The sequence below is a fragment of the Rouxiella sp. S1S-2 genome (assembly GCF_009208105.1).
GTDB lineage: Bacteria > Pseudomonadota > Gammaproteobacteria > Enterobacterales > Enterobacteriaceae > Rouxiella.
Genome location: NZ_WFKL01000001.1, coordinates 2,372,418 through 2,384,775, shown reverse-complemented (window position 1 = coordinate 2,384,775; position 12,358 = coordinate 2,372,418). Strand labels below are relative to the sequence as shown.

Here is a 12,358-nt window from a genome sequence, read left to right as displayed (position 1 = left end):
GTTCAGCCAATCTGCCTGATAACCCCTCTGCCGGAGCCGAAATTATGAAGCCCTCTTCTTTAATGCCGGAAGGCGATGACCTTTACCGTGCGGGCTACCAGACGCGGGAAAATAATCCGCGTTTGACTCACCGCGATACGGTGCAACCGGCGCTGCTCGACCGACTGACCGACGACGAACCCGAAAAGCGCGAGTTTAACCCAGCTAAAAACGTCATCACCCACAGTCAACTTCGCCGTCAGGTGCTGCGTGACCTGCAATGGCTGTTTAACTGCGTCAACAATGAACAGCAGCACGGCCTCGATGCCTTTGATCAGGTTCGCTCATCGGTGCTCAATTTTGGTGTCGCCCCGCTGGCAGGTAAACGTATGTCAGACATTGAATGGAACGATATTCAGAAGCGCCTTACGCAGGCCATCATCAACTTTGAACCCAGGATTATTGCGCGAGATTTGCAGGTGAAATGCATTACCGACCCTAAATCACTGGATACGCATAACATTCTGTCGATTGAAATAAAGGGTAATTTATGGTGCGTGCCGTGGCCGCTGGAGTTTCTGTTTCGTACCGATATTGATTTGGAGATCGGTCGTTTTGAACTTAAGGATATCGGCTAATTATGAATCGCAAACTGCTTGAATATTACAACCGCGAGCTGACGTATCTGCGCGAAATGGGCGCCGAATTTGCCGAGCGAAATCCTAAAGTAGCAGGAAGATTGGGCATGCGCGGTATCGAGGTCGCTGACCCTTACGTTGAGCGGTTAATGGAAGGCTTCGCCTTTTTGACCTCTCGCGTGCAGTTGAAAATGGATGCCGAGTTTCCGCGTTTTTCCCAGCGACTGCTGGAAATGATCTACCCCAATTATCTGGCCCCCACGCCGTCGATGGCCATTATCGAACTGCAACCAGATAAGACTAAAGGCAATATCAACAGCGGCTTTACCCTTCCTCGCGGCACCATGATTGAAAATCAAACCATGAAGCGCCGCGGTATTACCTGCAAATATCAGACCGCGCACGACGTTACGCTGCTGCCGCTGAAAATAGACAGCGTAGAGTTGGGCGGCATTCCGGCCGATTTGCCGCTGCCCTCTTCAGAGCTGCAAAGCCGCGGTGCGGTCAGCGCGCTGCGCATCCGATTGCACAGCGAGGGTGACGTTCCCCTTAGCCGGATGGCGTTCGACAAGCTCGATTTTCACCTGAGTGGACCCGACGGGCATGCACTGGGCCTGCTTGAACTGCTGATGCAGCACAGCGTAGGCGTGGTGTGCCAAACGCCGTCACCGGAGGGGAATTATCAACTACTGCCCGACAATGCGCTGCGCCAGGAAGGATTCGACTCTGGGCAGGCGCTGTTGCCTGACGACTTACGCAATTTCAGCGGTTATCGGCTACTGCAGGAGTATTTTGCCTTCCCCAGCCGTTTCATGTTTTTCAGTATTTCAGGCATGCGCCCGCTGATTGCTGCAAGCCGCGAAAAACAGCAGTTTGATATTTTGATCCTGCTCGATAAGGCCCAGAGTGAGTTGGAGCGCGTAGTGGATAAAAACCATCTGGCGATGTACTGCACGCCCGCGATTAACCTGTTTAGCCGCAGCGCCGAGCGCATTAATGTCAATGAACTCACTAACGAATACCATTTGGTGGTCGACAACGCCAGTCCGCTGGACTACGAGATTTACTCGGTTCAAAAGCTCTACGGCAGTGGAAAAGCTATGGAGAAAGAGCAGATATTCCGCCCTTTCTGGAACACTTTTAGTGAAGATAACCGCAACTATGGCGCCTATTTCTCGGCACGTCGCGAACAGCGCACTCTGTCAGAAAATGCGCGAAATTACGGCACACGTACCGGTTATATCGGCTCTGAAGTATTTATTTCGCTGATTGACGAGCAGCAGTCGCCGTGGTCACCCGATTTGAAATACCTGATGGCCGATGTGCTTTGCACCAATCGCGACCTACCGCTGATTTTAATGCAGCAGGGACAGGACGATTTCACCCTGCCCACGTCGGCACCGGTGCGAAAAGTGGTGATGCGCAAAGGCCCGACTGCTCCTCGTCCGGCGCTGGCCGAGGGCGCCATTTCCTGGAAACTTATCAGCCAGCTTCAGCTCGACTACCTCAGCCTGATGGACGTTGATGCCGCGCAGGGTGCCGCCGCGCTGCGCCAACAGCTCGGCCTGTATGCCAATCTCGCGGAAGCCGCCATTGGCAAGCAAATTGACGGCATCCGCCACTGCAAACTCGAGTCGGTTTATCGCCGCGTTCCCGAACCGGGGCCGATCGTTTTTGCCCGCGGCGTGGCCATTAATCTGATCGTCGATGAGCAATCTTTTTCCGGTATGAGTCCCTGGCTGCTGGGCAGCGTGCTCGAAAAGTTGTTCGCCCGCATGGTGTCAATTAATGCCTTTACCGAAATGACGCTGAGCGGCCTGCAAAAAGGTGAAATCGGCTACTGGCCGCCGCGCATGGGCAAAAGGATGTTGATATGAGCGAAACCGACATTGAAATAGAAACGGCGCCCGAGACCGCACGATTTCGAGTGATTGGCCGCTTGTCGGAGGATTTCTGGCAGGCGCTGATGGCATCCCCCTATCACTATGACCTGTTCCAGCTGCTGCGCCGCCTCGATGCGCAGGCGGGACAGCGTTATTTATTGGGTCAGGCACCGCATCCGCACTATGAACCCGTGCGCATCGGGCAGTCCCCTTCGCTGGCCTTTGCCCCCTCAACGGTCGCCAGCGTTAAGCGCCGTGAAGAGTCACCGCTGCACGATATCTCCATCTACAGCTTTGGCCTATTCGGTCCCAACGGCCCGCTGCCACTGCACCTTACCGAATATGCCCAGCAGCGTGTCAGTCAGTATGGCGACAACAGCATGACGCGTTTTCTGGATATTTTTCACCACCGGCTAACGCTGCTTTTCTATCGGGCCTGGGCAGACGCGCAGCCTACGGTGTCGCTCGACCGCGAAGATAACCGACGTTTCAATCACTATCTGGCCAGCCTGACAGGTCGAGGATTACCGGCACAGCAAAATCGCGACAGCATTAACGAACATGCCCCTTTTGCTGTCGCCGGGCATCTGACGCGTCAGCGCCATGACCCCGAAGGGCTGGAGAAAATTCTCGCGTTTTATTTCAAGGTCGCGGTCCGGATAGTCGCCAACGTGCCACAGTGGATGCATGTCGGTAATAAGGAACAGGCGCAGCTGCGCGGCGGACGTGCAATGCCACGTCTGGGTCAGAGCATGTTTTTGGGCGTGGCGGTGCGCGACATTCAGCATAAATTTCGCATCGAGTTAGGCCCGTTGCGGCTCGCCAGCTATGAGCAGTTCCTTCCTGACAGGCCGCTGGCAAAACAGCTTCGCGACTGGGTGCGGCAATACCTCGGCATAGAATATGTCTGGGAACTGCGGCTTATTTTGCGACAGCAAGACGTCGCGGGCGTGCGCATCGGAGCCGGTCAGCGGCTGGGCTACAGCAGTTGGCTGGGCGAGCAGCCGCAGGCGTTAGATCGCGGTGAATTAGTGTTTAGTACCGAATCTTATTAAGGAAAATCATGTCTGAAATCAGTCGTTCCGCCCTGTTTAACAAACTCAACGCGCCGCTGTTCTCCACGCTAGAGAGTGCCGCCGCCTTCTGTAAACTTCGCGGCAATCCCTACGTGGAGTTGGCACACTGGCTGCATCAACTGATGCAACAGCCCAACGGTGATTTACAGGCTGCCATGGGTCATTTTGACTTGGATGAGGCGGCATTGGCACGTGATATTACTGCGGCACTCGACCGCCTGCCGCGTGGGGCGAGCGCCATTTCGGATATTTCAGAACACATCGACAATGCGGTAGAACGCGCCTGGGTCTACTGCTCACTGAAGTTCTCTTCCGATAAAATCCGCGGCGGCGTGCTGCTGCTCGGCATCGTAAAAACGTTTAGCCTGCGCAGCGTCTTAACCTCGATTTCTTCCCAATTCGACCGCTTGAGTGCCGACGACCTGCTCAGCCAGTTCGAGCTTATTTTTGCCCGCAGTGATGAATCAAAACTTTCGCCCTCGTCGGCGAATGCTGAGCCGTCGAAAGCAGAAATAGGCTCGGGAAAAACGCTGGAAAAATATGGTCAGGACCTGACCTACGCCGCACGCGAAGGGAAAATTGATCCCGTGGCCGGGCGCGATGAAGAGATCCGCCAGATTATCGATATTTTGATGCGCCGTCGGCAAAATAACCCGTTGCTGACCGGTGAGGCCGGCGTGGGGAAAACAGCGGTCGCGGAAGGTCTGGCGCTAAGAATAGCCTCAGGTGAAGTCCCGCCCGCCCTGCGCGACGTGCAGCTGTGGCTGTTGGACATCGGCATGCTGCAGGCCGGTGCGGGGATGAAAGGCGAGTTTGAGGCACGTCTGCAGGCAGTGATTAATGAGGTTCAGTCTAGCCCGACGCCGGTGGTGCTGTTTATCGACGAGATCCACCAGCTTATTGGCGCAGGCGGCCAACAGGGAACCGGCGACGCTGCCAATCTGCTCAAACCGGCCCTGGCGCGCGGCCAGCTTCGTACGGTGGGGGCAACCACCTGGTCCGAGTATAAAAAATATATCGAGAAAGACCCTGCATTGACCCGTCGTTTTCAGGTGATTCAGGTCGCTGAGCCGAGTGAAGAGAAAGCACGGCTGATGCTGCGCAATATTGCCGCATCACTTGAGGAACATCATCAGGTACTGCTGCTCGATGAAGCCGTTGAGGCCGCCGTGCGCCTGTCGCACCGCTACATTCCCGCTCGGCAATTGCCGGATAAGGCCGTGGCGCTGCTTGATACTGCCTGCGCGCGCGTGGCGGTGAGCCAACATAATCCCCCGCCGCAGCTTGAGGATTGCCGCCACCGCATTGCGGCACTAAAAATTGAACAAGGCATCGTCGCGCGTGAAATTCGCCTCGGTTTAGCCGAGCCCGTGCGAGCGGATTCAATCAGCAAACTGCTTGATGAACAACAGCAGTTGCAGAAAACGCTCGACGCCCGCTGGCAGCAAGAGTTGGCCCTGACCCGGGAAATCAGTCAAAAACGCCAGCAGCTTGGTGAAACACAAAATGAAGAAGCTGCAGCACTACGTGAAGACCTTCGCGAAATACAGCATCAGTTGCTCGGATTGCAGGGTGAATCACCGCTGATTTATCCGGCGGTTGATGCCAGCGTGGTGGCCGCAGTCGTCTCCGATTGGACCGGTATTCCGCTGGGACGAATGGTTAAAAATGAAATCAATGCCGTCTTACAGCTCGCCGATACGCTGAACAAGCGCGTGGTCGGCCAGCAGCACGCACTGGATGCCATCGCGCGGCGCATTCGCACTTCCCGGGCGCAGCTTGACGACCCTAACAAGCCGGTAGGTGTGTTTATGCTGTGTGGTCCGTCGGGCGTCGGTAAAACGGAAAGTGCGCTGGCGCTGGCCGAAAGCCTGTACGGCGGTGAACAAAACGTGATTACCATCAACATGAGTGAGTTTCAGGAGGCGCATACCGTATCAACATTGAAAGGCGCGCCTCCGGGTTATGTCGGCTACGGTGAAGGCGGCGTACTGACCGAAGCTGTTCGCCGTCGGCCCTACAGCGTTGTGCTGCTCGATGAGATTGAAAAAGCGCACCCCGACGTGCACGAGATATTTTTCCAGGTGTTTGACAAAGGCTGGATGGAGGACGGCGAAGGACGACGCATTGATTTTCGCAACACGGTGATTATTCTCACCTCGAACGTGGGCACCGAGCTGATTCAGAGCACCTGCGCCAACCCTGCTCAGTTGCCGCAGCCCGAAGCCTTGGTGAGTTTGCTTCGCAAGCCTTTGCTGGAAATTTTTCCCGCTGCGCTGCTCGGGCGACTGTTAATCGTGCCGTATTACCCGCTGAGCGACGAGATGCTGGCCAGTATCGTTAACCTTCAGCTGGCGCGTATTCAACGCCGCCTGCTCGAAAACCACGGTATTACCGCGCACTTTACGCCATCGGTGGCGGAACAGGTCGTGCGCCGCTGCACGGAAAACGAGTCCGGTGGACGCATGGTGGATGCGATCCTCACGCAAACACTGCTGCCACAAATCAGCCAGTTGCTGCTCTCCGCCACCGGTGAAAGTCAGCGCTATCAGCAGCTTGAAGTCAGTTATCAACAAAACGACTTTCAATACCAATTCAACGCCTAATGCCTGCATCACGGAGTTAACTCATGTCGGGACTTCAGAATAATCTAACGACACTTGCGGCCCTGCCGGTCGGATATCAATTTAACGAATTTGAAATCAAAGAGGTGATCGGCGGCGGTGGCTTCGGCATTGTTTATCGAGTGTGGGACAGCCAGCTCGAACGCATGATTGCCATAAAGGAGTTCATGCCCGGTTCCATGGCAGTGCGCAATGAGGACATGAGCCTTGGCTTGCGCAGCGAGCGTTTTGCAAAAATTTTCCACGCCGGTCTCAACAGCTTTATTCAGGAAGCCAGGCTGCTGGCCAACTTCAATCACCCTTGCCTGCTGCACGTGCTGCGATTTTGGCAAAACAACGGGACGGCCTATATGGCGACCCTGCTTTACAGCGGTCAAACGCTAAAGCTATTGCAGCAAAAAACACCACAAATCATCAATGAAGATTTTATTCGCCAACTGCTGCCGCCGCTGTTCAGCGCGTTAAAAACGCTGCACAACGCAGGCTATCTTCATCGCGATATCTCCCTGGATAATATCCAGATTCAGGAAAATGCACTTCCCGTTCTGCTGGACTTTGGATCGGCGCGTAAGGAGATTGGCAACCTGTCGGATGAAACAGAAATCATGCTTAAACCCGGCTATGCGCCGATTGAACAATACACTGACGACGGCGATGGTGAACAAGGTCCGTGGACGGATATTTATGCGCTGGGCGCCGTACTTTATACGCTGATTGTGGGTGAGGCACCGCCGGTCAGCGTGGTGCGCAGCATCGAGGATACTCTGTTGCCGCTGGCTGAGCGCCAGCTTAAAGGCTATTCACTCAACCTGCTGTCGGCCATTGATAAGGCACTGGCGTTGGCACCTGCCGATCGGCCGCAGTCGGTAGATGAATTAGCAAATTTAATGACGCTGCCGATTGCCACCGCACGTGACGTGCTCGATACCCTGCACACTACAGACGCTGACTCATTGCCGCCCGCCATCGTCGTTACATCCGCAGAACCGATGCCAACACTGGCGGTCAATTTCGCAATACATCATACAGAACCTGCCTCTTCAACCTTGGCGAGGCGTGGTATTCACTGGAAATTAACGGCTCCCGTTGCTGCACTGGCAGTGATTTTGATTACCACACTGCTGTGGCATCGTGGTGCCTCTGATAAAAATTCGCCACCTGAAAAGTTAGTCGCTCAGGCTTCAAACGCCCAGCCTGTGGCTGAGACGCCTAGGGTTCCCGAGGCGCCGGCGGCATCGCCTGCTACTGCTAAACTGCCAACGCAAAGTGTATCAGCAACGGTATCACCGGCGGCATCGGCTGCCCCCATTACAGCGATCGCCAACGTCTATTTACTCTTAAACGCCGACGACGTGTTGACGCTGGACGGCAACAAGCAGGACGTTTTACGCGGTGAAAATGGGCAGGTTAAACTCGCATTGCCTGCAGGAGAGCATAAGCTTAGCGTTGAACGGCAGGGCAAGCAGTATCCTCAGAGCTTGACCATCGATAAGCCTGGAACCTGGTTTCTTGCCAGTATCCAATAACAGCATCACATCCATGCTTGCTGGAGTCTAGCCCCTATGGAAACGTTGTTTTTATCGCAAAACAAATAGGGCAAGCTGATTACACAATGCGCGTTAAAGTGTATGGTCGATAGATGGACGCTGAAAGTCACACGGAAAATGAGCGGATTTGGGAGGCTTTAAAAAGCAGAGGGCATGAGGAAATTGGCCCGATTCTGCCTCCGCTAAAACTGTAAAATCCTTAACGTAATGAAAATGATTAAAAATATGCTCAACGCCCTACACATGATCCATGATTGAACTACGATTAACAGTGGATGCATATTTTTAAAACATAGGTTGCGTCCGTAACTGACTGAGGGTGCGCTGATGACGACAAAGACCCAGGAACACAAAACTGAAGACAAACGTTTAAGTGACGGACCAGACTGGACGTTTGAGTTACTCCAGGTTTATCTTGAAGAAATTGATCGGGTGGCCAAAAGCTATCGGCTGGAGACATACCCGCATCAAATCGAGATAATCACCTCAGAACAAATGATGGATGCTTATTCCAGCGTTGGCATGCCTATCAACTATGCACACTGGTCTTTCGGTAAAAAGTTTATCGAAACCGAGCAGCGCTATAAGCACGGCCAGCAGGGTCTGGCCTACGAGATTGTGATCAACTCCAATCCTTGTATCGCCTATCTGATGGAAGAGAACACCATCACTATGCAGGCATTGGTGATGGCGCATGCTTGCTATGGACACAACTCGTTTTTCAAAAATAACTACCTGTTCCGCAGCTGGACTGATGCCAGTTCGATTGTGGATTACCTGATTTTTGCCCGCCGCTACATTAGTCAATGCGAAGAGCGCTACGGCGTAGAGGAAGTGGAACGCCTGCTCGACTCCTGCCACGCACTGATGAATTACGGTGTGGATCGCTATAAACGTCCGCAAAAAATTTCGCTTACCGAAGAAAAAGCCCGTCAGGAGAGCCGAGAAGCTTATCTGCAGAGCCAGGTGAATACGCTGTGGAAGACTTTGCCTCGCCGCGACAAAGAGGATGCGCCAGAGCAGGTTCGCCGATTCCCTTCAGAACCGCAGGAAAACTTGCTGTACTTTATGGAAAAAAATGCGCCGCTTCTGGAACCGTGGCAGCGCGAAATTTTGCGCATTGTACGCAAAATCAGCCAGTATTTTTATCCGCAAAAACAAACTCAGGTGATGAACGAAGGTTGGGCAACCTTCTGGCACTACACTATTCTGAACCATTTGTATGATGAAGGAAAAGTGAGCGACCGCTTTATTCTGGAGTTTTTGCATAGCCATACCAACGTGGTATTCCAACCGCCATACAATAGCCCGTATTACAGCGGTATAAACCCTTATGCACTGGGCTTTGCCATGTTCCAGGATTTAAAACGCATCTGTGAGTCGCCTACCGAAGAGGACAAATATTGGTTCCCTGATATTGCTGGTTCGGACTGGCTTGAGACGCTGCATTTTGCAATGCGTGACTTTAAAGACGAAAGCTTTATCAGCCAGTTTCTATCACCTAAAGTAATGCGTGATTTTCGTTTGTTCACGGTGCTGGACGACGACCATAATAATTATCTCGAGATCTCATCGATTCACAATGAAGAAGGCTATCGAGCGATACGCCAGGAGCTTTCGGCACAGTACAACCTCAGCAACCACGAGCCGAATATTCAGGTATGGAACGTCGATTTACGCGGTGACCGCTCACTGACGCTGCGCTACATACCGCAGGATCGCGCACCGCTCGACAAGAGTCGCCGCGAAGTGATGAAACACATTCATCGCCTGTGGGGATTTGACGTCTACATGGAGCAGCTTAACGAAGACGGAAGCGTCGAAATGCTCGACCGCTGTCCTCCGCGCCCTTCTGCGCTTTAATTCTATTTAACTCTCATTAAAAAAGGGCGCATCAGCGCCCTTTTCATTTTTCCTCATTCACCAACGCGTCGATTAGCGACGCTGGTCGGTCAGGTCTTTCGGCATACTCACCTGCATATTGTGCCAGATAGCACCGCTGTCTCTCCCGTAACCGCGAACGCAGTCAACTATTTGGTCATACTGTTTTTCTTCACAAATAGAAGACAATTTCAGATAGAAGGTCAGCGCCAATTTGCGCGCTTCAGGGTTGGAGAAATAGTAACGTCCAACGCGGGTGTATAATCCACGCAGTCCGTTAATAATCAGACCGTAAATGGGGTTTCCTGATGCAAAGGCCAAACCGCGATAAATACCGTAATCTAGCTCGGTATAAGCCTCGGAGGTGTCGGCGGTGATGGAAGCCTTGGCCAATACTTTTTGCGTTTCTTCCGGATTGGAGCGCATCGCTTTGCGGATAAAGATAGTGGCAATGTTGGTTCGCACTGACAACAGATTTTCGATAAGCTGCGGGACGCTCTCATGATCAAGACGCGCAAGCGTTTCTAGAATACTAAGGCCAGACGTTTCCCAAAAGTTGTTCACTTTTGTCGGTTTACCGTGCTGGATGGTTAACCATCCGTCGCGTGCCAGACGCTGTAAAACCTCACGCAGTGTCGTGCGGGTTACGCCAATCAGTTCGGAAAGCTCTCTTTCCGCTGGCAGAATCGATCCTGGTGGAAATCGACTATTCCAAATACTTTCAATAATATATTCTTCTGCAAAACCGGCAGGACTTTGTGCCTTGATAACCATATTTTTGGCTTTCCGTTACAGCCTCGATAAGCTGCTTTTTCACAAGTTATAATTCATCTCATCATACCAGATGAAAATCTTAGGTTATAGCGTCCCTTGAGTACTTATGTTGAAAATGTGCATGAGTTTGCAAATTTTTGTATTTTAAATTAATGAGATACATTTGAATTATTTCAAGGATGTTTAAGCGTTGTTGACGGTATGGAATAGAGAGTACTAAGGGTCGCAAGACGCCGATTTAAGGTGCTTTTTTTTGTGAAATTCTCTTATATCCGCTGGCAGACAGGTTGATTTGGTTTACACTGCCTGTCGATGACTTACTGCATGGAAAATAAACCTATGTTGCAATATCTTAACCGCTGCTCGCAGGGGCGCGGTGCTTGGCTCTTGATGGCATTGACCGCTTTTGTCCTCGAGATGGTTGCGCTCTATTTCCAACACGTTATGTTGTTAAAACCCTGTGTAATGTGCATTTACGAACGCTGCGCACTGTTTGGCATCATGGGTGCTGGCCTGGTCGGGGCTGTTGCGCCTGCAACCTGGTTGCGCTACGGCGCCATTGTTATCTGGCTATACAGCGCGTGGGAGGGAATTCGCCTCGCATGGCAGCACACCATGATTCAGCTGCACCCTTCTCCGTTCGCAACCTGCGATTTTGCCGCTCGTTTTCCAAGCTGGTTACCGCTGGATAAATGGCTGCCAAGCGTGTTTGTTGCGACCGGTGATTGCGCAGAAAGAAGCTGGACCCTGTTTACTCTGAGCATGCCTCAGTGGCTGGTTGGCGTCTTCGCTTTCTTCATGCTGGTTGCCGTTTTAGTGGTTATCGCACAGTTTGTAAAAACCAAACGCCGCGACCTGTTTGGCCGCTAGGTTTTAAGCGTGGACGACAAAAGGCTTCTCAACCGAGAGGCCTTTTTCTTTTGTCAGCATAGTGTTTAATCTCCTCCCACATAACGCTGTAGATGATTCACCTGCGTATCACATGTCACTCGGCATCGCCCTCAAGTGTCTCTAAAGATTACACGCTGCAAAAGTGACACAATTTTTCCTTACTATTTCCTGATTAGACACTGACAGTTTACTGATACTGGCTCATCATACAGAGCGATTCAAACACTGCCGTTTTTTCGTTCAATTTAATGAATGTTGCGTGCCGAGGAGTAAGTATGATTGCCAGAAAGCTGCTGTATATGACCTGTTTTTCACTGACCGGGATCGCCACTGGCGCATGGGGTGATACAGGCAGCACTCCTCAAGAGAGTTTAACTGTGGGGATAGGCAGTGAAAACGCCCCTCGCTACAGCGGTTCCGACAACCGGCACTGGCAGGTTATGCCCGTTGTTCAGGCACGCGATAACGCCTTTTTCTTTGATTCATTAAAAGGGCTCGGTTACGACCTGCAAAGCGAAAACGGCCTTTATCTTGAACATACCCTTGGGTACAGTTTTGGTCGTTCTGACAGAAATTCAGGCTGGCGTGACGGTTCAAATGAATTAAAAGGCATGGGCAATATCAGGGGTGCCGTCAATACCGCCGTCGCCGTTGGCTGGATGGCGACGCCCTGGCTGTCGTTTGAGGGAAAAGCAACCCTTCCCGTGAGCGACTCGCAGGGCGTGCAGTATCAAACGTCGGCAACCTTGGTTCCCTTCCAGAATAATATCGATACCGTTGCTATTCAGGGAACCGCGTTGTTTGGCGACAGCCGCTATATGAATACCTTTTATGGCGTGAATCACCCGCAAAGCCTTCATTCTGGCTATGCTACCTATCAAACTTCGGGCGGATTTTACGGATTTGACAATAACGTGAGCTGGAGCCATCAATTTACGCCACGCTGGAGTACCGCCGTCAGTGCTGATTACATCTGGTTGGGAGACCACGCAAAAGAGAGTCCGATCGTCTTTCGCGCCAATCAGACATTAGTGAGTCTGGCCGTGCTGTACGGCTTCTGATTTT

9 protein-coding genes are annotated in these 12,358 nt (G+C 52.4%); 8 read left to right on the top strand and 1 reads right to left on the bottom strand.

What is annotated here, in order from left to right; translation table 11 throughout:
* Positions 1-44: 44 nt before the first annotated feature.
* The 6 genes from tssE to GA565_RS11280 all read left to right on the top strand — a co-directional run bounded on the left by tssE (position 45) and on the right by GA565_RS11280 (position 9,610).
* A complete protein-coding gene (gene tssE, locus GA565_RS11305; RefSeq protein ID WP_152198533.1) occupies positions 45-617 on the top strand; it encodes a type VI secretion system baseplate subunit TssE in 573 nt (190 codons plus the stop codon).
* Positions 618-619: 2 nt separating this feature from the next.
* Positions 620-2,494, top strand: coding sequence for a type VI secretion system baseplate subunit TssF (gene tssF / locus GA565_RS11300; protein ID WP_152198532.1), 1,875 nt, complete (start codon positions 620-622; stop codon positions 2,492-2,494).
* The gene (gene tssG, locus GA565_RS11295) at positions 2,491-3,555 is read left to right on the top strand and encodes a type VI secretion system baseplate subunit TssG (RefSeq protein ID WP_152198531.1); all 1,065 of its coding nucleotides are present in this window, start codon (positions 2,491-2,493) and stop codon (positions 3,553-3,555) included. The genes tssF and tssG overlap by 4 nt, the downstream gene beginning before the upstream one ends.
* An 8-nt stretch (positions 3,556-3,563) precedes the next feature.
* Positions 3,564-6,182, top strand: coding sequence for a type VI secretion system ATPase TssH (tssH, locus tag GA565_RS11290; RefSeq protein ID WP_152198530.1), 2,619 nt, complete (start codon positions 3,564-3,566; stop codon positions 6,180-6,182).
* 23 nt (positions 6,183-6,205) lie between these two features.
* The gene (locus GA565_RS11285; RefSeq protein WP_152198529.1) at positions 6,206-7,726 is read left to right on the top strand and encodes a serine/threonine-protein kinase; all 1,521 of its coding nucleotides are present in this window, start codon (positions 6,206-6,208) and stop codon (positions 7,724-7,726) included.
* Positions 7,727-8,074: 348 nt separating this feature from the next.
* On the top strand, positions 8,075-9,610 hold the full coding sequence (locus GA565_RS11280) for a SpoVR family protein (protein ID WP_152198528.1): 1,536 nt from the start codon (positions 8,075-8,077) through the stop codon (positions 9,608-9,610).
* 72 nt (positions 9,611-9,682) lie between these two features.
* Here the strand turns inward: GA565_RS11280 and fadR are convergent, their stop codons facing one another.
* The gene (fadR, locus tag GA565_RS11275) at positions 9,683-10,402 is read right to left on the bottom strand and encodes a fatty acid metabolism transcriptional regulator FadR (RefSeq protein ID WP_152198527.1); all 720 of its coding nucleotides are present in this window, start codon (positions 10,400-10,402) and stop codon (positions 9,683-9,685) included.
* A 339-nt stretch (positions 10,403-10,741) separates the two neighbouring features.
* Here fadR and dsbB point away from each other — a divergent pair, with 339 nt between their 5' ends.
* Both dsbB and GA565_RS11265 read left to right on the top strand, forming a co-directional pair.
* Positions 10,742-11,272 (top strand): disulfide bond formation protein DsbB, encoded by a 531-nt coding sequence (gene dsbB / locus GA565_RS11270; RefSeq protein ID WP_152201437.1) that lies wholly within the window; start codon positions 10,742-10,744, stop codon positions 11,270-11,272.
* Positions 11,273-11,568: 296 nt separating this feature from the next.
* Positions 11,569-12,354 carry a MipA/OmpV family protein gene (locus GA565_RS11265; RefSeq protein ID WP_152198526.1) on the top strand — a complete coding sequence of 262 codons (786 nt, stop codon included), beginning with the start codon at positions 11,569-11,571 and terminating at the stop codon, positions 12,352-12,354.
* The last annotated feature ends 4 nt before the right edge of the window (positions 12,355-12,358 follow it).

Coding starts and splice junctions, on each gene's coding strand:
- tssE (WP_152198533.1), top strand. CDS start 45: ATGAAGCCCTCTTCTTTAATGCCGGAAGGCGATGACCTTTACCGTGCG.
- tssF (WP_152198532.1), top strand. CDS start 620: ATGAATCGCAAACTGCTTGAATATTACAACCGCGAGCTGACGTATCTG.
- tssG (WP_152198531.1), top strand. CDS start 2,491: ATGAGCGAAACCGACATTGAAATAGAAACGGCGCCCGAGACCGCACGA.
- tssH (WP_152198530.1), top strand. CDS start 3,564: ATGTCTGAAATCAGTCGTTCCGCCCTGTTTAACAAACTCAACGCGCCG.
- GA565_RS11285 (WP_152198529.1), top strand. CDS start 6,206: ATGTCGGGACTTCAGAATAATCTAACGACACTTGCGGCCCTGCCGGTC.
- GA565_RS11280 (WP_152198528.1), top strand. CDS start 8,075: ATGACGACAAAGACCCAGGAACACAAAACTGAAGACAAACGTTTAAGT.
- fadR (WP_152198527.1), bottom strand. CDS start 10,402: ATGGTTATCAAGGCACAAAGTCCTGCCGGTTTTGCAGAAGAATATATT.
- dsbB (WP_152201437.1), top strand. CDS start 10,742: ATGTTGCAATATCTTAACCGCTGCTCGCAGGGGCGCGGTGCTTGGCTC.
- GA565_RS11265 (WP_152198526.1), top strand. CDS start 11,569: ATGATTGCCAGAAAGCTGCTGTATATGACCTGTTTTTCACTGACCGGG.